Origin of the sequence: Gilliamella sp. wkB308, from assembly GCF_001690185.1 — a bacterium.
GTDB classification, from domain to species: Bacteria; Pseudomonadota; Gammaproteobacteria; order Enterobacterales; family Orbaceae; genus Gilliamella; species Gilliamella apicola_I.
The window spans coordinates 1-22,945 of sequence record NZ_LZGN01000017.1 but is presented as its reverse complement, the minus strand read 5'-3'; the positions used below and the strand labels follow the sequence as shown (position 1 = coordinate 22,945).

The following is a 22,945-nucleotide window of genomic DNA, read 5'->3' as shown; positions in this document are numbered from 1 at the left end:
TTGCTCGTAAAATAATAAACTTATTATTGTTATGTATATAAACACAGTTATAATGTTTGGCACTTTTAGTAGTAAGGAATACATATATCATGAAATATGCTTATGAAGATATGAGTGATGAACAATTTGAAAGATTAGTTGTTATTATTTGCCAGCATATAATGGGTATTTCTACACAAGGATTTGCTAAGGGTCCTGATGGTGGGAGAGACGCTAAATTTATTGGTACTGCCGAATTATTTCCCAGTAGAAGTTCACCTTGGGTTGGAACAACAATTATTCAAGCCAAACATACTAATGGCTATAATCGTAATTGCTCTGAATCTGATTTTTATAATAAAGAAAAGAAAACTAACCCCAATACCGTAATTGGTGCTGAACTGCTTCGTATCAAAAAGTTAAAAGATAAAGGTGAGCTGGATAATTATGTCTTGTTTACTAATCGTCGTTTAACTGGTAATGCAGAGAGTGAAATATGTAAAACGATTTCAGACTATATTGAAGTCGATATAGCATCAGTAAAGATCATAGATATTAATCAGATAGAACTTTATCTTAAACGATATCCTGAAATAATGAGAATCGCTGATCTAGATCCTATCGATAGTCCGTTAATTGTTAGTCCTGACGATTTAGCAGAAGTTATCCAGGCATTTGCAAATCAAGCGCGAACTCTTGATAGAAGTTTGACCAATATCAATATTGAGCGAACCACTTACGCTAGAAAAAATCAGCTAAATAATATGACTGAGGCTTATGCTAATGAGCTTAAGCGGCGTTACTTAAAAGACGTTAATGAAATTGAATCTTTTCTATCTTTAGCTGAAAATACTGCACTACGTGAACGTTATGAGCTTGCAGCAGAAGAGTTTTGTTTAAATATTATTGCAAAAAGAAAAGATTATCAGACTTTTGATCACATAATGAATTACTTATCAAAGTTATTAGTTGATAGAGAGCCAATTTTGAGGCAAGCTAAACATAAACGATTAGTGAATGTCATGTTGTTTTTTATGTATTGGAGTTGTGATATAGGTGAGAATGAAGATGCTAAGACCCAATAAACATACTCACCCGGATAAGACCATTATTAACATGTCTTTTTTATTACTTTATTATATTAAGAAAAAGAGACTAGAAAAATATGATGGTTTATTAGAATATGCTAAAAAGTCGGTTGAAGGTGGTCAATTTTTATTTCTACCTGCACTTAATCTTCTTTTTTTATTAGGGTTAGTTGAGTATCATGCAAAAACTGACTCAATCGAATATGTGGGGATAAATGAAACTATCTAAATTATATTCAAATAAACCAGATTTATTTGAAACTATTATTTTTTCATCAGGTTTGAACGTAATTCAAGCTGAAATTCGCTTGCCTGAAAATAAGAAAAAAGATACCCATAATTTAGGTAAATCGACGTTAGGCAAATTACTTGATTTTTGTTTTTTATCTAAAAAAAAATCAGAATTTTTTTTATTTAAGCATAAACAAATATTTAAGCAATTTGTGTTTTTTTTAGAGTTGGAACTAGAAGATGGTTCTTACCTCACTATTCGTCGCTGTGTTACAGATGCAACACGTATCAGTATAAAGAAACACACCGATTCACACCAAGATTTTACGCAATTAGCACATTGGGATCATGAAAATGTGTCATTTGATAAAGCGAAAGAGATTTTAGACAGTATATTAAATTTTTATTTGATTAAACCATGGCAATATCGCAAAATTTTAGGTTATTTATTACGTTCTCAAGATGATTACCGTGATGTTTTTCAATTAAGAAAGTTTGCCTCTAAACATAAAGATTGGAAACCTTTTCTTGCTCATATTCTTGGTTTTAATTCTGATTTAATTGTAAAGCATTATGAACTGGAAGCTAAACTTAAAGATGCACAAGATAGAGAAACGATAGTAAAACAAGAGTTAGGTGGTTCAATTGAAGATATTAGTCGGATTGATGGGCTTTTATTATTAAAACAGCAGGATGTTAATGAGCGACAAAGACTGTTGGATAAGTTCGATTTTCACTCAGTGGATCAAGCAAAAACCAAAAAACTCATTGATGAATTAGATTTGCAAATAGCTACATTGAATAAAAATCGCTACTCATTGGATTTTAATCGAAAAAAGATAGAATTATCTTTACAAAAACAACAAATATTATTTGATCCTGATGAGGCTGAAAGCTTGTACAAAGAAGCCGGTATTCTTTTCCCAGAACAATTAAAAAAAGATTTTAATCAACTTATTCAGTTTAACCGCGCTATTACAGAAGAACGACATACATATTTAAAAGAAGAACTATCATCAATAAAAAAAGAGCTAACAAATATTAATCAAACTTTATTGCAATTAGGTGAAGAAAGAACACAGACTTTATCTTTTTTAGGTGAAACAGATATTTTTAATAAATATAAACAAATATCTAATGATTTAATTACCTTAAAAACTGATATTGCTTTTTTAGAAAGACAAAAAGAATTTATTCACAAATTGCAGGAGCTTAGGACTGAAATTAGATTATTAGATGAGCAATCTCAAAAAGTCAGAATTGATATGGAAAATGATTTAGAGATACAAAATACACAAGAAACAAGTTTATTTTCAGAAATTAGGTTGTATTTTAGTCGCATTGTTGAAGATGTTATTTCAAGAATGGCATTACTTAATGTCAAAATTAATCGAAAAGGCCATTTTGACTTTAGTGCTGATATTTTAGATGAAGCGGGTCGTTCAACAAGTGCTGATGATGGTCATACTTATAAAAAATTACTATGTGTAGCTTTTGATTTAGCTATATTACGTGCTCATCTTAAAGATAACTTTCCTCGTTTTGTTTATCACGATGGAATATTTGAATCGTTAGACGACAGAAAAAAGATAAATCTTCTTAACGTTATAAGACAATATTCTAATTTAGGTATTCAACAAATTATTACTGTAATTGATTCAGATATTCCTCTTGATACCGATATTTTCTTCGATAAAAATGAAATTGCATTGGTATTACATGATGAAGGGATAAAAGGACGATTATTTAAATTACCATCTTGGTAATTAAATTAATAAAAAAATAAAATCATGGATATGTGACTATCATTTAAAAGATAAAACTATTTTTTACACATAGGGGATACTGCCGATAAATTACAATCATAAATACTGAAAATTAATTATTAATATTTCAGTATTTATGATCAATATATTATTTATGAATGTCTACGTTAGTATAATCTGAGCCATTACAAAGATAAGTTGTCATTCGAATATCACTTTTATCTTTTTCAAAATAAAACGCCCGAAATTCTAGTTCATCAACCTTCAAATAACGAGCAGTATCATTAGGCACGTTTTTTATAATCTTATTATTGCATTTAAAATAATTTATTGTATCTGCTTTATATGTTTCAGAAATTAAGGTATTAGTAATATTATTTATATTGAAAATAATTAATAAGCAGGGTAATACAGCGCTTATTAAAACAACAAAGTAAGTTATACTTGGTAATCTATTTGAAAGCTTTTGGTTCTTTGCTAACTCAAACCCAATTATAGCAAAAATCTGTAATAAACTACTTCCGATTAAAATAAAGTTAAGCCAATATAATCCTTTTGTTATAGTTGATAGTTGTTCTGGATAAACAGATATCATATCAGTGACAAATGTTCTCCCTTGATTTTCCCCCATGAAATCAAGCACTATATAGATAAGAGCTAATAAAGCAGCACCTATAATTTTTTCTAACTCATTAAATTCTCTTTTAATTATATAAGTTATCATTATCGTTATAGCTGAAAGAAATTGTAATATAAAAAGAAGAAAACTAATTAACCAGTAACATTTAAACAAGAATGTAAGAAAAGCTAAACAACCAAATATAGCTCCCCAGCCAGATAAAAATAATATTAGATGTAATACTTTTTCGGAGTGTTTTTTTTGTTTTTTTTTGTTGATTTTCTTTTTTGGTAATGTAAATACAATTTTAAGCCAATCCTTTGTAAATTTCTTCTGCTCTTTACTGGTATAAAATTTATAATAAATTGTATACCCCACCCCCAAAACAACATAAGAAATAATAAAATAGAAAGTAACTGCTTCTCTTTTATTCATAGTAAGAATAATTACGCTCACAATGTAAGTTAGAGCTACTACCCAAAATAGAACGGGATATTTTAAAATATAATTCTTTAATTTATATAATGGTTTTTTCATTACCACTCCTTTTTTGTTATCTTTTATCTATATGCAAAACTGAATAATGAAATTATCTTGATAAACACTAAAAATAATTTTTAATGAAAGTGAAAAGCATAGATTTTTTCCATAATAAATTACACATTTCAATCACCAAAAATTAATCATCTAAACAAAAATATATTAAATAATAGTTATTTTGATAAACCAACAGTAAATCACACCATTGTATCGCATACCACATTGGTGGCATTGTTTCAATTTCATATAGATAACATTTATTTAATTCTAGGTGGGACAATATATCGATAAAACCTGAAACTCCCCTCATTCCGTTTTCTCTATGCAAGGTTGGTGAATAGCTTTGCTTAAAAAACCATTTATTAATTTGCTGTATAAATTCATCAACGGTGATCTGTTTTGGTTTTATATGCCATAACTGAGCATCTAAAAATTTTCCGTGCTCATCGGCAATTGATTGAAAATGATGGGCCAATGTATCCGTAAAATGGCCTTTATGATCAAGTAACTTAACTGTATAATCACAATAGTGATTAGGTTCCGCATTTAAACAAGCCATTGCTTTTAGATAACCATTAATATAATCAAGATTCACCATATTTTATATCTCCGTTAACATCGAAGAGCGCTCCTCGATAATTTTTACCCCTTCACACACACCACTTGCCTTAATTGATGCACTATCTCAACCAATTCATTTTGCGCGGTCATCACTGCATCAATATCTTTGTATGCCATTGGGATTTCATCAATCACGTTGGCATCTTTACGACATTCGACATGGGCCGTGGCCTTGATTTGATCCTCAATGGTAAATTGCTTTTTGGCCGCTGTTCGGCTCATCACGCGGCCGGCACCATGCGAACACGAGCAAAAACTTTCTTTATTTCCCAGTCCTCGCACAATATAGCTTTTAGCCCCCATTGAGCCGGGAATAATGCCTAATTCTCCTTTACGTGCGGATACTGCGCCTTTACGTGTGATAAAAATTTCTTCACCAAAATGTTGTTCTTTTTGAACATAGTTATGGTGACAATTTACTGCCGACATATGGGTAGTAAATGGTTTAGTGATAATTTTCCGCATTGCCAAAATCACATTATGCATCATTGCCTCTCGATTTAGCCTTGCAAACTCTTGCGCCCAATGCACAGCCTCGACATAATCGTGAAAGTGCTCTGTACCTTCTTCCAAATAGGCTAAATCTTTATCCGGTAAGTTTTGGATATGCACTTCCATGTCTTTTTTAGCCATTTCAATAAAAAAACTGCCAATGGCATTACCCACGCCACGTGAACCACTGTGCAACATAATCCAAACACGATCGGCCTCATCTAAACAGATTTCGATAAAGTGGTTGCCGGTACCTAATGTGCCTAAATGACGGTAGTTATTGGTTTTTAAAAAGCGCGGGTATTTTTCCGTCAGCTTATTAAAACCTGGCGCTAGCTGTTGCCAGTACTGTTCGACAATAGCAGGGGCGTCATGCCAGCTACCATAATCCCGTCCTCGGTGTTTTGGGGTAATTCCATGCGGCACCGCTTTTTCAATTTCAGTACGTAATGGTAATAAATTATCTGGCAAATCAGCCGCCATCAACGAGGTTTGTACCGCAATCATACCGCAGCCAATATCTACCCCAACTGCGGCAGGAATAATCGCGCCGAATGTTGGAATTACACTGCCAATGGTTGAGCCTTTGCCTACATGCACATCGGGCATCACGGCGATATGTTTAAAAATAAATGGTAGTTTTGCCGTTTTAGTTAGTTGTTCTTTAGCCTCGGGTTCTACCGGTACCCCTTTAGTCCACATTTTGATTGGCTTGGCGTTTTCTGTCTGTAATAGATTATATTGTGTCATTTTTTTATTCCTTACACCGCCCTGCGATTGTACATGGCGGCTTAATATTTTCTTTTTATCACGCACTTTTAGGTTGGATATTTACCAAGCCATGTAACACTTGGTCAAGTCCGCCTACTACCGAGATTTTATCGATACGTTCAGCAATGCGTTCTAAAGTTTCCATCTCTTTTAACCGCAAGGCTACTGGGTTATTTTCCATTACTTTGGCGGTGTTCAATAATGAACGGGTTGCTGATGTTTCCTCGCGGCGACGAATCACATTGGCTTGCGCCACTTTTTCCGCCTCGACCACTTGTGATAGAATCGCTTTCATATCGCCTGGTAAAATAATGTCTTTTACCCCTAGTGAAACAGTTTGTAAACCATAGCCATCTAAACGCATTTTGATATGTTGGGTTACCACTTCATCAATAATATTTTTGTTCTCAAGTAACTCATCCAACGTACGCATACCAATCGCTTCGCGTAATCCAAATTGTAATTCACGATACAATAAATCAACCGGCTGCGCAGTTTTTTCAAACGCGGTTAATACGTCAGTATAGTGCCAGTTAGCCACTAAGTTTACCCGCAAATTGACTTTATCTTTGGTTAAAATCTCTTGTCCTGCCACTTCTAAGGCTTGCAGGCGAGTATCCACCATATCAACCGAGATTTCCCGGTTAAAAAGCCAATAAGCGGTAATGCTAGCTTTTAATAACTGCTCAATTTTACCGTTCACTTTTAATACCCCGACATGATAAGCCGGCACTTGTGCAATTAATACGCTGTTATCACCGAGTACTTCTTTTTGGCGTAACTTTGGTTGTAGTAATTGCTGTACCATTTCATCACTTAAGGTATACCTTTGGTTTAAATCCACTGTCACCATATGCTGTTTATGGCTATTTTGCCAATATAGGCGTTTAGTACCCGGGGATAAAATTTCAACCAATAGATCGTTTTCATAACGCAAACCAGCCTGATTTGCACCGACTTCCATTGCGATACAGTATTGTGATAGTTGTTGTGGTGTACGTTGTTCTATGGCATCAGCGATACGATCATCAATGCGGTTGTCCCTTAAGTTAAATTTACCCAGTACAATCGTATGTTTAAATTGGCAATAACCGACGATCGATTCTGGCGCAATAATCTGTATTAGCTGGTTATCAACAAATAAAGTCCCAATTTGTTCATGAATAAAGTGATGTAGCACTAGTTTTTCGATATTCACAATGGCGTTATTGCTATTTTTAGCTTCAATCAATTCTTGTGCGATATCGGTTGGCAGTGCATAACCGTCTTGTAATGCCACTTTTTTAATCGCATGTGCTTTGTAGCTTTTCCAATATAATGCTTTGTTTGCTGGTAAAATGACTTCTACCAATTTTTGCTCTTCATAACGTAAGGCAATTTCGTTTTCAGCCACATCCACTAAATAACTGTGTTGGTTAATAATATTTGGATAGAAGTTGATTAACTGTTCTGCTATGTTGGCTGCAATTTTTGTCTCAGCTAAATTAATCAATTGATAACTGGAGATATTAAATGGATCAAAAATTCGGTGTACCCCCGCAGTTAATACTTTTTCAATCTCATTGTTTTTGAATAAAATTGCAATTTCATATTTTTTGACTTTAATAGTTTTTATCATTTTACATTTCCTTTTTAGCACAATCAGCAACCGAGTTTGCACAATTGAAACGGGCTAAGTAACGAAATAGTAGGGTGAAGGTTAAAAGCAATAAGAAAAATAGTGCGCCACTTATTGGTATTTAACATTATGCCTATTATCCAGTTTGTTTACCTTGAAAGTCGTGGTGACCTGACAAGTTAACCGGTTTTTTTTGCGGATAAGCTTGTTACGGTGCTTTGTCACTTAGCTTATCTAACGCCGATCACTGACTGTGTTTGTTTTTCTACTTTTGTTTTACGGTTTTTGAAGTGGGATTCGAACCCACTACATATCGATCCCTAGTCGATTGTTCTACCAGATGAACTATTCAAAATTGACTTTTCTACAGTCACCTAATCACACAATAAGGAATACATGTTGATAATCTTCCGTCCTTTTATCCCGTAGATAAACCCGTAAAGGATTCGCGATGTACCTTGCTGTGATAAAAACAGCATTTGCTTGCTTAGGTATATTTAATATTGCGAAAAGCGTGCCAAAAAATAAAAAGTAATAAAAATATTTTTTAACTATTTGATTTATAAACATAAAAAATAAATATCATATAATATATATGATATTCAAATAGATTTTAATGATTATAAGTCTTATAATTTAATCTAGCTATTTATATAATATTATAAATTTAATCATGAAAAAGAATGTGATATTTGGTTTTTTGGGTAATGTGCTGGATAACCGAGGTAGAGGTAAAAAACGCTGGGCGCGTTGGCGGCCAACGATTGATTTGTGCAGACAAGCTGATTTAGCTATTTCTCGTTTGGAACTGCTTTATTTTGCCAATGATGAGCAGCTACTTTGTGATATTGTTAATGATATAAAAATTCTATCCCCTAATACCGAAATTAAACCTATTGTCATTAATATTGCTGATCCATGGGATTTTGAGCAGGTTTATACTTGTTTATTTGATATTGCTAAACGATATTCTTTTGATCCAGATAAAGAAGATTACTATTTGCATATCACAACCGGAACCCATGTAGCGCAAATTTGTTGGTTCTTATTAGCTGAATCACGTTACTACCCAGCTAAGTTATTGCAAACGTCACCACCAGTAAAATCAAATAAAGTTGAAGAAAGAATTTATAATAATGAGGCGGAACTGATTGCCAATAGTCCTAAAGGAAAAGCTAACACCATTGATTTGAATCTTAATCGTTATGATCAAATTCTTAACCGCTTTCAGCAATATGCCAGTGAAGCTACCGAGCTTTTAAAATCGGGAATCCCCACACGCAATCAACTGTTTAACCAGTTAATTGCTGAAATCGAACAAGTGGCCAGCCGTTCTTATGCCCCTATGTTATTATGTGGGCCAACTGGTGCAGGAAAATCATTTTTAGCGAAACAGATCTATTTACTTAAACAAAGTAACCATCAAATCAGTGGTCAATTTGTTGAGATTAACTGCGCCACCTTACGTGGCGATAGTGCTATATCTACCTTATTTGGTCATGTCAAAGGCGCGTTTACGGGGGCAAATCTGGCGCGGACTGGATTGTTAAAAAGTGCCGATGGAGGATTGCTGTTTTTAGATGAGATCGGGGAGCTTGGGTTAGACGAGCAAGCAATGCTATTAAAAGCGATTGAAGAAAAGCAATTTTATCCATTTGGTAGTGATAAACCAATTAAGAGTGATTTTCAGCTGATTGCCGGCACCAATAAAGACCTTAAACAGGCAATCAGTCAAGGTGAGTTTCGCGAAGATCTGTATGCCCGTATTAATCTGTGGACTTATACATTGCCAAGGCTAGCCGAGCGTAAAGAGGATATCGAACCGAATATTGATTATGAACTGGCGCGTTACGCCAAAGAATATGGCTTGATGCCACGTTTTAATCGTGAGTCGCGCAGTGCCTATTTACAGTTTGCAATTTCGAATGAAGCATTATGGAAAGGAAACTTTCGTGAACTCACCGCATCTATTACGCGTATGGCAACGCTGGCACCACAAGGTAATATTACAATTGAGCAAGTCGAACAAGAGATTAAACGTTTAAAACAAAACTGGCAAGGCGATCAGCCAAATAATTCATTAATTCCACAAGAAATAGATGAATTTGATCGCCACCAATTAGAAAAAGTTATCGAGATATGTCAAAAAAGTGCCAGTCTATCAGAAGCTGGTCGAAAGCTTTTTGCTGTTTCGAGAACCAAAAAACAGAAGAGTAATGATGCCGACAGGCTGAAAAAATATTTGGCGAAGTTTGGGCTGAGTTGGGATGAGATTAAACAGGTATAACTGAATGAATAGCATCAGAGAACTTTTTTTCTATATTATGAATTTTGACTTGTTTTAATACGATTTTATTTGGTGTTGAACAATGATGAACTAAATAGCAATATAAAAAAGTTAACAGTTGGGCTCGATTAAAAAGTTGTTGGAATGAATAAGAAAGCGGCGTATCAAGATATTTGATATGAATGGATAAGGTTTTATCGATTAAATGGTTAGTAATATTTTTCAGTGGTTCACTATTTTTCTGTAATTGAGGTAGTCCGAAATTCGTGGTTAAATGATAGAGAGTTGAATAATCTGATATACGACTAAGTTGATTGCAAAAAGTTCTAAACTGTTTTATTAAATAAGCATCTAAATAACATTCTTTAATTTTGAGATGAAAATGTTTTGAATTATCGATAGGTTGTATAATTCCCGCCACCTCATATACTGCGATGGTCGCATAAATATACAAACCGACTAATGTATCTTGCCCTTGTGATGATAATTCATCAAAGTTAAGGTTAGCTTTTTCGAGATCTTCCGAAATTATTTCTTTGTACAAATTTAATTGCGCTAAGAAATTTGCTTCTTCACCTGTGTTGCTATCATTAAGCACTAAATAAATTCCACAAATATAAGTTTGGTAGTAATTAAATTTAGTTGTATTAAAAACAAAATGTAACACAGACTGTTTATATCGTTTTACTATTTTAGCTAATGATTTACTAACATATTTATCGATTAATTTATTCGAGCATTGCCAAGGTGAATATAATAACCCTTTAAACAATGCGTTGATTTCAGGGTTACTATTTTGCTTATTGGTGATTATTTCTAGCAAATCAATTTGTTCTTGACGCATTGATTATTTTTTCTTTTTGTTTTTATTGTTTTGTTCGCGTTCAACTTGAATTTTTTCAAGTAAGGATGCAGCTGAATTTTCACCCGTAATTAAATCAGGATTTTTAGTGCGCCATTGGGCGGTTAATTCACCACGAAACGCTTTGGCTAAAATTGATTGCGGTAAATGATTCACTTTTTCTAAAGCTATATTAACCTGTTGTTCAATTTTATCAGCATAGGCAAATAATTGTTCTACACGACGGACGATTTCGTTTTGTTCTTCTAGTGAAGGAATTTGAATTGGATATTCGCCAAGTTTTTGAGCATTAATATTAGATTGACTCACTCCATCTGATTTGACTTCATAACAATATTGCTTTGCTTCTGGACTATTCAAATTGTAATTAAGATATTCAGGGATTAAATCATCTAAGCATTGAATTTTAATTAAATAACCTGCATAAATAGCTTTTCTTTCACCTCTATAAATAGAAGTTTTACCTACTAACTCTGGACTATTTGTTCTATTAAATAATACATCTCCGGCTATTAATTCATACTTATCTATCTCTGTTTGATCAGATGTATAAACTAAATCAGTCCAGTCTAAATTCCCATTTTTAAGATTTCCCATTCTCAAAACAGGAACAGAACCAACTTTTTTAGATTTTGTAGATGTTCCATATGAAGGTTTTTTAATAAAATCTTTAAGTTTTCCATTTTTCCAATCATTTAGATTTTTACTTTCTCGCCATTCTCCCGTTAACTTACCACTCACGGCATCCGATAACACTGACTGCCGAAACTGTTTTAGAAGTTCGGGAATTTGTTCAAGGCGTGATTTTGTTTCTTGTACTTGGGCTAGTAATAAGTCAAGTTTTTCAGCTATGATTTTTTGTTCATTGAACGGTGGTAGTAAAAATACAAATGAATTTAGATCATCTTTATTAAATCCATTTTGAGCTGAACGAGATAATAATCTTAAGGATCCTTGAAATAGTTCTGATTCTAAGTATGCTTTCAAAAATCTTCTATCTAAATATTTACCAAATAATACTTTAGCTAAAGCAACATTATAAGCACCTTTCATTCCAGTACAGATACGTCCTAAAGATGCCCCGTAACGTCCTATTAATACATCATCTTTATCACATAATTTTAATTTAGATGTTATTGGTATAAATGTTGGGACAGGTTTGTCGCCAAAATCTCGAATTTGAAGAAGGCGTATATAGCCTTCTTTTACTTGATCTAGAAAATTAGATTTGGGTGGTTGAGTACCACCTTGTATATCCAAGACATCAGTAAATTTAGTAACAATCCAACCTTCAGGTACAAGAAGAATATCGCTCATTATTCAGTTTCTCCCAAAGCACTCAACAAACTCTCCAACTTATCCAAAGCAACTATTAACTCATCTTTAGCTTGCTTGGCAAGTATGGCGGGTTCTGGAAGTTTGGTTGCATCCACACTATTTTTATCTTTTAACCAACTGATATCGAGTGAATCCTGTTTTGTGTCAGCAATCCAATCGCGGCTAAAACAGCGCCATCTTGATTGCGCTAGTTGAACATTAACGTCTAAGTTTTCTTGACTGGCTGACGAGTCTGCTTCGATATCATCTGGATTGAATGACCATTCACCTTCCTGTCTTGGACTGGTGCCGTCCGGATTGATACCATAAACAGTTTCAAATGGTTGCAAATATTGCTCAGTAAATGGTGTACGTTTACCAAAGTTTGGCATATTAGTACGCAAATCATAAACCCAAACATTTTGTGTACAGTTTTCTTGTTGCAGTTTGTCTGTTACTGAGCCCTTAGTGAAAAATAGCACATTGGTTTTTACACCTTGGGCATAAAATATCCCGGTCGGTAAGCGTAGTATTGTATGTAAATTACATTTATTCATTAAATCGCGACGAATATCAGTCCCTTTACCCGCTTCAAACAATACATTATCAGGCAATACCACGGCAGCTCGACCACCGGGTTTTAAATTACGGTAAATATGTTGTAAAAAAGCTAATTGCTTGTTGGTGGTTTCATAAGTTAAGTCTTTACGAGTAATACTGGCATCGCCACCTTTACTGGTACCAAATGGTGGATTAGCGAGAATAATATCCGCAGGTTTTAGGTCTTGCCCAACTTGACCAAGTGAATTACCTAATAAAATTGCACCGTCATTACCGCCCTCTATACCGTGTAATAGACAATTCATTAAGGCAAGTCGACGAGTATTTGGCACTAATTCAACACCAATAAACGCTTCGTTTTTTTGAAAATCAGCTTCTTTAGCATCAAGATCATAATAATCGTTGGTTTGTTGCCGTAAATACTGATCTGCTGCGACAAGAAATCCTGCCGTTCCGGCAGCAGGATCTTGGATGATGTTTTTTATTTGTGGTTTAATACATCGCACCATGCAATTAATTAGTGGTCTTGGCGTAAAATACTGACCGGCACCGGATTTTGTTTCATTGGCATTTTTTTCTAATAATCCTTCATAAAGATCGCCCAACCCATCCTTTTGAATACTAAACCAATCAATTTGATCTAATGTTTTGATCAGTTTTGCTAAGTGGCGCGGTTCTCGTAATCGAGTTTGTGCATCGGCATAAATGGCGCTTATTAATGGGTCATTATGTACTGTCACTTCAATGTATTGTTCTGGATTTTTAGGATCGATTTCTTGACGCTTACCTGTTGATAAGGCTAATAACATGGCTTTATAATCATTTAATAGGGTAATACCTGATTTATCATTGAGATTAGTCCAACGACAACCAACAGGTAAAGGATGTTTTTGCAAAATCCCTGCTTCGGTATTTTCGTGTACCATTTTAATAAATAATAAAAGTACTAATTCAGTTACATAATCTGAATAGTTAATACCATCATCACGCAATACATCACATAAATTCCATAGTTTTTGTACTATATTGTTATTAGTCATTTTTTATCCCAAGTTTATACTCGTATACTTAATAGGCGAGACTAGTATTTTCATCGCCATTATGAATTAGAGTAAATGTATATTTTAGTAACTTCAAGTGACTTTGCTATATTATGCGGTAAGTGCTGGCCAAATAGCCTCGCTTAATTCATCTAATACCGTATCAAGTTGATTGCCCAATATTTTATCAAGCTGCTTAGCGCCACCACTATCAGTAAAGCGATGATTAATAAATTCTTTATCAATAACGATCTCAAAGATAATTTGTTTGGCTAAACGATCTAACCAATTGCGTTGAGCCGGTGTCCAATTATGATTTTGGTAGATTCGTTGCATGGCTTGATTAACGCGTTGTTCAAAAGGAATTAATGGTTCGCCCAAAGCAGCACGTCGGATATAACCAATAATACTCGCTGCAATATCTTGATTAGTTTGATTGCGTAAGGCAGTGCGTAAATTAGCTTCGGAATAACCTGCACCATCCAATAACAGTTTAACTTCTTTCAATTGCGCACGGGTTAAATCACGTGGGCGGTTAACAACCACAGACAACGCAGCACTTTCATTTAATTGATTATGAATGAAATGATTAAAACTGTCTAAATAATCCTCGGGTCTTTGGTGAGAACCATAACTTTGCGAGCGTTCACGAAGATGATCTTCATGTTGAGAAATGAGTGGTAAACGTTCACTACCTAGCAATCGATTGACTTCATTTAATTGATTAATTAACCCATGATGTTGTTTGATAAAATTCGCAGCAGATTCAGGACCAATTTTATGTAAATAATTATGTAGTTTTTTCGGTTCAACATCCCATAAAGTTTGTAATTCATCTAACTTTTGTCTTAATTCAGGCTTATTTTCCGCTTTTTGCTCAGCCTTACGCAAGATTCGCATTAATTTTTGATTTAATTGATTTAAAATTACATCAGCATAAGTTTCACCTGCCATATCACCTGATGTTTGTAATGCTTTAGTTAATAATTTAGGATCACTTAGTTCATCAATTAATTGCTCAAGGGTGATATTAGGATCTTTAACTAACGGTTGCATAGTGTTGACGTCTTTTAATGCGACATAAATATCAACCGGATCATATATTCGAAATACCGTTTTACCTATGTTATCACATCGTCTTGTTGCACGACCAATCATTTGTTCATATAAGATACGGGATTTGACTCGGCGCATAAAGACTAAATTACAAATTTTTGGCACATCAATACCGGTTGTTAATAAATCAACAGTGATAGCTATATTTGGATAGCGTTCATTTTTATATTGTTTGATTAATTGATCAACTTTATCACTCTGCCCGGTAATCTTAGCGACAGCAGCTTGATTATATTCACCATTATAGAGATTCTTAAATGCATCATCTAATAAGCGTTTAACCATATCTGCATGCAGATCGGTAGCACAGAAAATTAATGTTTTTTCTTCACCAAACGGATCGAGTTCATTTACCAATTGTTCGCAAATTACTCGGTTAAAGTTTTCATTTATTACCCGACGATTAAATGCATCTACTTCAAAATTAAGCTCATCTTCTAATTCAGCAGTTTCAATTTCACCGGTTTGCGTATTGATGGAGCTTACTTTTTCACCTTTGGTAAACGTAATACCATTTTGTGTTAATAAAGTTTGATAACGTATTGGCGGTTCATGATCAATTAACCAGTCATCGGCAACAGCTTCTCGATATGAATAAATATAAACAGGCTTACCAAAAATATCGCTAGTATGTTTTGCGGGTGTTGCCGTTAGCGCAATTTTTACCGCATCAAAATAATCTAATACTCGACGATAACTTGATAAATATTGCGTGGCGTCACGTATTGCCATCTCACCTTCTGTCATTTCTTGATCTAATGTATAACCACGATGCGCCTCGTCAATTATGATGCAATCAAACTGATCGATTAAGGGTGGATTATCGCTCTTAAAAATGCGTTTGACCATTGCTTGCACGGTTGCCACTTGTATTCGTGTTTCAGCTTCAGTCACCATAGAACCAAGCTCGGCTAAGTTATAGATTTTAGATAAAGTGAGATTTTGTTCTAACGTGGCTTCATTAAAAGAATCTATTGCCTGTTCTCCTAAAGCGGTACGATCAACTAAAAATAGAATTCGTTTAAATCGTTCAGTTTTTAAAAAGCGGTACATCAAACCTATAATTGTTCGAGTTTTACCTGTTCCTGTTGCCATCGCAATTAAAACTGTTCGTATCCCTTTGGAAAGGGTATTTTCTGTCGCAACAATTGCTTTCTCTTGATAATCCCTTAATTGCAAATAGGCAAATGGTTCTTGTTTTAGTTGTTGTTCAGCGTTTTCTCGACTACGATTAAGTAGATCTAAGAGTCCTTGTGGTGAATGAAAGGATAATAAAGGACGCTTTAAATTGGCGCCATCACGAACATCACGAAACCATGTTCCTGACTGTTCAGCTAATTGCTTAATGTATGGACGACCATTACAAGAATAAACAAAAGGAATTTTGTAGTGGCAATCTGATTCATCAGGCCAAGCAATCGTTCTTTTTTCAAGTTCCCATGCACCAATCAATGGTGGTAATACTTGGAAGCCTTTACTATAACGTTCAGCTTGACCGATTTTTCCGGAAACATTTTTATTCTTTTTCTTAGCTTCAACAACTGCAATTGGTGTTAATCCCGCAAATAAAACATAATCAGCCCATCCTTTTTCGCCTTTATGTTCTGTCGGCCATTCGGCAATGGCTAAATATTTATTTTTTTCTGGGCGAGTACCCTTTTTATAATTTAACTGTTCGGTGTCAGCTTGCCAACCCGCTTCAATAAGCTGCATATCAATTAAAATTCGTGTGAGTTCTTCGCTTAATTCTATTTGTTGACTTGCTTTCTTAGCTTTCTTACTTATTGTATTACGAGATACTTTTTGAGCTTTTACGTCTTGTAGAGCAAGTGCTTGTTGTAAATCCTTAATCTTTATTTCATATTCTTTCTGTTGTTTGAGTAACATTGCCTCATTTTCTTGGGCCTGTTGAGATAGGGATCGCGCCTCTTCATCCATTTTTAAAGCTAAGGTTTCAAATTCAGTCTTTTCTTTAGCGAGTAATTCATTAAATTGTTGACTTGAATTGAGTTCAATATTGGCTTGTTCTAGTTCTATTTTAAGTTTACTGATTTCTGACTGTAAACTGCGCAAATGCTCGCTGGGGTCAACAAGTGGTTTAAAAGGTCCTGGTTTAAATAGCACACCAGCTTGACTAAAAGATTGGTGAAACCATATTGCTAATTTGTAAGCAACTAAAAGTCCATCTTTTGCTTCTTTGTGCTTGGTTTTAAATTGATGAGTAGCTTTATTTCCTTCAATACGTAATGTATGAAAAAGATTTCGGATAATGGGTTCTAATTTGAGTTCATTACTAATCTTATACAACAAATCAGACTGAGAAGTGCGTTCATTAAATTCAATACCAGCCTTGGCAGCAATATGTTGTGCCATTGCTTCAGCTAATTGCCGTAATTTTATTAATGTGGTATTAGGATCACTGCTAAATGCTCGCTCGGCTGTACATGCTAATTCGACAAACAGTGGATCGTGTTCAACTAGAAAACCAAAATTTGATTGCTCTTTAATTATTATCATTAAGCACTATCTCCATTAAAGTTATATCCTTTATCCTTTTTTATTATCTCAAATTTTGTATAATTTTATAGCTATTTTTTTATTTTCAAAGCATTTCTTCGGTAGGCTATTTAAGCGGAGTGCCAATTGGTTTTATCATTACCTTAATGTCACCAATTTTCTTCATATTAATTATGGGAGATGATTATAAATCGATTTTTAATCTAGATTTTATTATGGGGATGTTAGGTATCACATCAATGATAACCCTCAATTTTATAATCTACCCGGCAATATTATTATGCTGTCATTATTTTATTGGTGGGATACAAAAAATATCAAGTAAGCTTGCTTTGAAGCAATAATCATTTGTCCGAACTAGTCAAAAAAACGCCCAACTATTTTAAACTGTTGAACTCATTAGATTGGATTGTTGATATTGAATTATCTGCTGTTATTTTAGGTGTTTCCTAATAAAAATTAGTAAAATTAGAATCCAAACTAAAATGCTAAATGATTTTTATTGCAGTTTACGATGAACCTATCAGGCAAGCATAAAATAATCATCACAGGTATGACCAAGATTAATTAACTACTGCTAAGTCTAAGAAAAATATGCTATATTATTTTTTAATTGATTTTACAAGGTGATAAAATGGATATAAAACTAACCAAGCATGACAAACGCTATATTGAAGGCACAGACGATGTCTACAGCATTATGCAACGTGTGTTATTGCGTGATAACCAAATCGACCAAGAAAAAGAGCATCTTTGGATGATTGGGATGAATCAAGCTGGTTATATCCTGTATATCGAACTGATTGCACTTGGCAGTTATAAATCGGTCGACGTTGAACCGATGAATGTATTTCGTGTTGCGGTAATGAAAAACGCCTCACGCGTGATATTAGTACATAACCACCCGTCAGGATCACTGACGCCGTCCGAAGCAGATAAAGATATCACCGATCGCCTAATCCAAGTCGGACGAATTTTAAATATCGACCTAATCGACCACCTAATCATCACCCCAAAATCCTATATCAGCTTCCGCAGTACTAAACTTATGGACGAGTTAGAACAAAGCCTAAAATACGTCCCAACTTATCAAGTGGTTGAACGTATTCGTAAGGAAGAAAAGTTGATTGCTAAAGAGAAGTTGGCGGTTGAAAGGGATAAAACAAAAATAGAAAAAGCACGTCGAGAAAAAGCAGAGTCTGAAAAGAAAATACTGATTAATGCATTGTTGAAAAAAGGTGTTTCGGTTGAGGATATTGCTAAAATTCTGGGGATAACGGTGAAGGCGGTGGAGAGGGTTGTGAAAAAATAACCCTCTTAGATAGTTTTTCTATGAATAATAACAAACTCTTTACTCATCGAAAAAACAGAATTATTGTTCACTTTCGATGTTAATTTTGGTATTCGTTTATTAGGAATCTCTCGGTTGCATTCATAGATATTTCTGAAATTTTTATGTTCTAAGTATTCTTGAGTGATTGATGTTAGGTTGATATTAACTCCATCAACAGTACGATTTCCCAAAGTCAACACAATATATTTTTTGGTAACTCTGCATAGTTCATCAAGAAATAAGAAATAATCTTTAAAAAAGCTAATTACTTTTTTTTGTTTTGAAAGTGATATATCGTCTAAATACGGTTGTAATAATAAATTCCCTGTCTCGTTTTCAATTGGACCTTTATAAAATCCACCTAAACTCTTTCGATCTATTGCTGAATAATTATCTAATTCCCAACCATCAAAAGCCAAATCTTTTTTATCAATCCAATGGAGTGCTAATGATGAAAACTGTCCATAGGGTACTGTTGTTGCATTATCCCCATAGGGTGGTGATGATATAGATAAATCTATTGAATTTTTTTTGAATTTAGCCAATTGTTTTAAAGAATCGTTTTTATATAACTTCAAATTAGACGATGAAATAGTGAATTTTGAAATATTTTGTTCAACGCTAGTAAGAAAATCATCTATTAAATTATTCTTCATACGTTGAATACATTCAATGTCTTTAACGTGTAATTTATATGTTGAACTACGTGTATTACTATATTTGCGAATAAATGTACTTAAAATTGACCAAAAATAGAGTCTATTCCTTTTACTTTTTATCAAAATAATAGATTGGCGAATTTTTTTTAGACTAATAATAATATCTGAACGAAACCATTTATTCATATTCGGAAATGAAAAATCATCTATTTCAACATTATTTAAATAATTTTTTAATTTTTCTATATCAATTTTTATACTTTTTGTTATTCCTTGTAATTTCACTTTTGTTATTAAATGGGCTAGAGGATTGATATCACAACCAACTAGTTCAATATCAGGACATAATTCCAATGCTTCGTAAAGTGCTGTACCTGAGCCAAAAAAAGGATCAAAAACAGATTCAATATTTTCCGATTTTAAAAGTTCTTGAAGAATAAGATTTTGAACTGGCGCTATCATAGTTGCAGGATAAAGCGCTAAACCATGTATATCATTTTTTTTATAATTACGGAATGATATATCACCTAACATTTTATTTCCCTTTACTGTTTAGTGGTTCTGGTTTTTTACATTCAGAAATAATATTATCAGAAACATTATATAACAAGGCATCAGAAAGAACAGCAAATAACCCAGCTTTTTTTGCTATATCATTTATTTCTGAATCTGATAAATAAAGCATTGATTTATGAGCTCCTAAATGAGCTTTTTTCACCATATTTAAAAATTCTTCTTTATCTAATAACTTATTGAAAGACTTATAATCTATAGCTATAGTTTTACTCAATTCAGTCTTCAGTTTATTATTTAATGCTATGAATTCAATAATATATTTAACTCTAGATTCTAATTCATTTATAGTTAAGGAAATTGGGAAAATATTAGGATCTTTATTTTTTAAATAATCACTACATAACTCAAAGATACTTCTCAATGCGCAAGCAATGGTTTCATTATATTCTCCTTTTTGTTTATAAATTTTTTCAAGTTGAACTATTAATTTCGAAACATATGGAATCTTGATTGAATAGTCTTTAGTTAAAGGAAGATTAAATAAGCTTTTTTTACTGTTAGCTGTGATCATAGCTTCCGGTAATTCAAATATTAGTTTTAAGTTTTCAACTACCTTTCCAGTTATTGAATCATTGTAAATATATTTAATTGATTTTTCACATGGTGAATCCTGACTTTGTAAAATAAATTTGGTAGCTTTTTCTCCATCAATTTCTATTTGTATATCTTGAACAAGATCTATCTGCTCCCCGCTACTATTACAAGCAAACGTAATTTCTTTTAAAAGATTTATTTGTCCTGAAGGGATAGTTATTCTTTTTAGTTTTTGTCGTAAAGTTATTTGAGCAGGTTGAGGTAAAAGATTTCTTTCTTTACCATTTGTTGATGTAGATTTGTTTATATCATAAGGATATGCAGCTCCAGTTTCGACATTTCCAAATTTTTCTTTAATTTTATTCCTAAAAAAAGAGCCATCCTCCTGAATCTTTTGGTTTAATTCCTTTAACTTTTCCTTGATGTTAGATGTTAATTTGTTTTGTACAAAATTAGTTCTATCAGAATTAAACTCCATTAAAGGATGAGAACTTATGATTTTAATATGACCAATTAGTTGTGGTAATACATTCCCAGATCTCTTTTTTCTGAATATACTTGGGTCGAATAAAGTATAATTATGAAATAAATTATTATTGACATAAATTAATGGAATTAGTGCATCATCATGTTCTCGATAATATAATTGTGAAACTTTTTTCGTACCGCCTGATTTGAAAGAATATGCAATTAACTCTATATCTAATTTGTAATCATTAGTATTAATGTCATACTTTATTTCATCATATTTTCCACCTTTATAAAAAAACTCAATTTTTGATTTTTCGGATGAATATGTAATATAAAAAAGCTGATCTTCTTTATCTATATCTACAAAATTAGCATGACTTTCATTTTCATATTGACCATGATTTGTCTTTAAAACTATTTTAAATTGATCATCATAAAAGGCATTAACTAATTTTTTAATATTTTTGTCTTGTGAAAAATATTTCTCTAAATCATCATTATCGTCTTGATAGAGATCAATTGTAATAGTCGTACCTATTTCAGTAGATATTTCTTCCTTTGTTTCTACACGATAGGTAGCTAGATTTTTTAGTGAAATTAATTCATCTTTATTGACTGAAAATGTTATCTTTTTTTTATTTTTATTTGTTACCCATATAACATTAGCGCCAAATTTAAAAACAGATAAAAAACCTAATCCTTTGGAACCCTGTGTATATCTTTTTAATTTGCTTTCCTTATTACGGATAAGTTTTCCAAACTTTTTGTCGCTATTGGAAATATGGAAAAGCTTCTTAATACCTCTATCATCCATTCCTAAGCCATTATCTTTAATAACCAGTTTTTTATTAATTGTATCAAGGGTGATAATAACTTCAGTTGCAAAGGCATCATAGGCATTTTTGATAAGTTCATTTAAAGCAACTATATGGGTAGGTATTTTATCTGAAAGTTCACTAATTATATTACCATCTACTTTCATTCCAATTGGTTTCATACATTTTCCTCATTATTTTATGCGAAAAGATCTAGTAAAGATAATTTAAATGATATATAAAATCTTTCTGAAAATAAAGTAATAGTCTGTATTTAATATGTTTTTTTATCTTTATTTTAAATATAATTTGTTAATGTCAATCAATATATAAATGAGTAAATACGGCACTGATTATGGTTAATCGAAGAATTTGGAGGGAATATATGAATTTTTAAGTAAACTATCAATCTATGTGTTTTTAGGTTAATTGAAAGGATAAAAAGAATATAATTGATTTAAAACCAAGATTTGTTTTAACGTTGCTTAAAAAGCACAATAAAAAAGGCGCACAATGTACGCCTTTCTTACTTGTTTGCATCGGTGATGCGATAGAAGGTTTTAAATTATTTAATAACCTTAGCAACAACACCTGCACCAACAGTACGACCACCTTCACGAATCGCAAAACGTAAACCTTCTGCCATCGCGATTGGGTGAATTAATGATACTGACATTTTGATGTTATCGCCTGGCATTACCATTTCTACGCCTTCCGGTAATTCGATTGTACCAGTCACGTCAGTTGTACGGAAGTAGAACTGTGGACGGTAACCTTTGAAGAATGGAGTGTGACGACCACCTTCATCTTTACTTAAGATATACACTTCTGATTCGAAATCTGTATGTGGCGTGATTGAACCTGGTTTTGCTAATACTTGACCGCGTTCGATTTCTTCACGTTTAGTACCACGAAGTAATACACCTACGTTTTCACCAGCACGACCTTCGTCTAGTAATTTACGGAACATTTCAACACCAGTACAAGTTGTTTTTGCTGTTGGTTTGATACCAACGATTTCAACATCTTCACCAACTTTGATAATACCGCTTTCTACACGACCTGTTACCACTGTACCACGACCTGAAATTGAGAACACGTCTTCAATTGGTAATAGGAATGGTTTGTCGAT

The 22,945-nt window shown here is 33.2% G+C and carries 16 protein-coding genes and 1 tRNA gene; 5 read left to right on the top strand and 12 right to left on the bottom strand.

What is annotated here, in order from left to right; translation table 11 throughout:
* Positions 1-89: 89 nt before the first annotated feature.
* From A9G10_RS01995 to A9G10_RS01985, 3 genes are read left to right on the top strand one after another with little or no spacing between them, the layout of a single operon-like run.
* Positions 90-1,064, top strand: coding sequence for an ABC-three component system protein (locus tag A9G10_RS01995; protein ID WP_065558017.1), 975 nt, complete (start codon positions 90-92; stop codon positions 1,062-1,064).
* A complete protein-coding gene (locus A9G10_RS01990) occupies positions 1,048-1,296 on the top strand; it encodes an ABC-three component system middle component 8 (protein WP_065558016.1) in 249 nt (82 codons plus the stop codon). Before A9G10_RS01995 ends, A9G10_RS01990 begins: the two co-directional genes overlap by 17 nt.
* Positions 1,283-3,064, top strand: coding sequence for a DUF2326 domain-containing protein (locus tag A9G10_RS01985; RefSeq protein WP_065558015.1), 1,782 nt, complete (start codon positions 1,283-1,285; stop codon positions 3,062-3,064). The genes A9G10_RS01990 and A9G10_RS01985 overlap by 14 nt, the downstream gene beginning before the upstream one ends.
* A gap of 148 nt (positions 3,065-3,212) precedes the next feature.
* Here A9G10_RS01985 and A9G10_RS01980 read toward each other — a convergent pair whose 3' ends face one another.
* The 5 genes from A9G10_RS01980 to A9G10_RS01960 form a co-directional block, all read right to left on the bottom strand.
* Positions 3,213-4,220 (bottom strand): hypothetical protein, encoded by a 1,008-nt coding sequence (locus A9G10_RS01980; protein WP_065558014.1) that lies wholly within the window; start codon positions 4,218-4,220, stop codon positions 3,213-3,215.
* Positions 4,221-4,362: 142 nt separating this feature from the next.
* Positions 4,363-4,821 carry a hypothetical protein gene (locus tag A9G10_RS01975; protein WP_065558013.1) on the bottom strand — a complete coding sequence of 153 codons (459 nt, stop codon included), beginning with the start codon at positions 4,819-4,821 and terminating at the stop codon, positions 4,363-4,365.
* Between the two features lie 44 nt (positions 4,822-4,865).
* A complete protein-coding gene (locus A9G10_RS01970) occupies positions 4,866-6,086 on the bottom strand; it encodes an RtcB family protein (protein ID WP_065558012.1) in 1,221 nt (406 codons plus the stop codon).
* A 58-nt stretch (positions 6,087-6,144) separates the two neighbouring features.
* On the bottom strand, positions 6,145-7,287 hold the full coding sequence (locus A9G10_RS01965; protein WP_442903214.1) for a slipin family protein: 1,143 nt from the start codon (positions 7,285-7,287) through the stop codon (positions 6,145-6,147).
* Positions 7,288-8,007: 720 nt separating this feature from the next.
* Positions 8,008-8,080: transfer RNA gene (locus tag A9G10_RS01960), tRNA-Pro, on the bottom strand.
* A gap of 318 nt (positions 8,081-8,398) precedes the next feature.
* Here A9G10_RS01960 and rtcR point away from each other — a divergent pair.
* Positions 8,399-10,012 (top strand): RNA repair transcriptional activator RtcR, encoded by a 1,614-nt coding sequence (rtcR, locus tag A9G10_RS01955; RefSeq protein ID WP_065558011.1) that lies wholly within the window; start codon positions 8,399-8,401, stop codon positions 10,010-10,012.
* On the opposite strand, the gene A9G10_RS01950 is transcribed toward rtcR, so the two are convergent.
* The 4 genes from A9G10_RS01950 to hsdR all read right to left on the bottom strand — a co-directional run bounded on the left by A9G10_RS01950 (position 9,999) and on the right by hsdR (position 17,425).
* Positions 9,999-10,856 carry a hypothetical protein gene (locus A9G10_RS01950; RefSeq protein WP_065558010.1) on the bottom strand — a complete coding sequence of 286 codons (858 nt, stop codon included), beginning with the start codon at positions 10,854-10,856 and terminating at the stop codon, positions 9,999-10,001. The genes rtcR and A9G10_RS01950 overlap by 14 nt on opposite strands.
* Before the next feature lie 3 nt (positions 10,857-10,859).
* Positions 10,860-12,191, bottom strand: coding sequence for a restriction endonuclease subunit S (locus tag A9G10_RS01945; protein WP_065558009.1), 1,332 nt, complete (start codon positions 12,189-12,191; stop codon positions 10,860-10,862).
* The gene (locus A9G10_RS01940; RefSeq protein WP_065558008.1) at positions 12,191-13,792 is read right to left on the bottom strand and encodes a class I SAM-dependent DNA methyltransferase; all 1,602 of its coding nucleotides are present in this window, start codon (positions 13,790-13,792) and stop codon (positions 12,191-12,193) included. Before A9G10_RS01940 ends, A9G10_RS01945 begins: the two co-directional genes overlap by 1 nt.
* 111 nt (positions 13,793-13,903) lie before the next feature.
* Positions 13,904-17,425 carry a type I restriction-modification system endonuclease gene (hsdR, locus tag A9G10_RS01935; RefSeq protein ID WP_065558007.1) on the bottom strand — a complete coding sequence of 1,174 codons (3,522 nt, stop codon included), beginning with the start codon at positions 17,423-17,425 and terminating at the stop codon, positions 13,904-13,906.
* Positions 17,426-18,059: 634 nt separating this feature from the next.
* Here hsdR and A9G10_RS01930 point away from each other — a divergent pair.
* The gene (locus A9G10_RS01930; RefSeq protein ID WP_065558006.1) at positions 18,060-18,737 is read left to right on the top strand and encodes a JAB domain-containing protein; all 678 of its coding nucleotides are present in this window, start codon (positions 18,060-18,062) and stop codon (positions 18,735-18,737) included.
* A 5-nt stretch (positions 18,738-18,742) separates the two neighbouring features.
* Here the strand turns inward: A9G10_RS01930 and A9G10_RS01925 are convergent, their stop codons facing one another.
* The 3 genes from A9G10_RS01925 to A9G10_RS01915 all read right to left on the bottom strand — a co-directional run.
* Complete coding sequence (locus A9G10_RS01925; RefSeq protein ID WP_065558005.1) at positions 18,743-19,951, bottom strand: modification methylase; 1,209 nt, start codon at positions 19,949-19,951, stop codon at positions 18,743-18,745.
* A 1-nt stretch (position 19,952) separates the two neighbouring features.
* The gene (locus A9G10_RS01920) at positions 19,953-21,995 is read right to left on the bottom strand and encodes an ATP-binding protein (protein ID WP_065558004.1); all 2,043 of its coding nucleotides are present in this window, start codon (positions 21,993-21,995) and stop codon (positions 19,953-19,955) included.
* Between the two features lie 383 nt (positions 21,996-22,378).
* On the bottom strand, positions 22,379-22,945 hold a 567-nt coding region (locus A9G10_RS01915), incomplete at its 5' end, for an EF-Tu/IF-2/RF-3 family GTPase (RefSeq protein ID WP_257006711.1).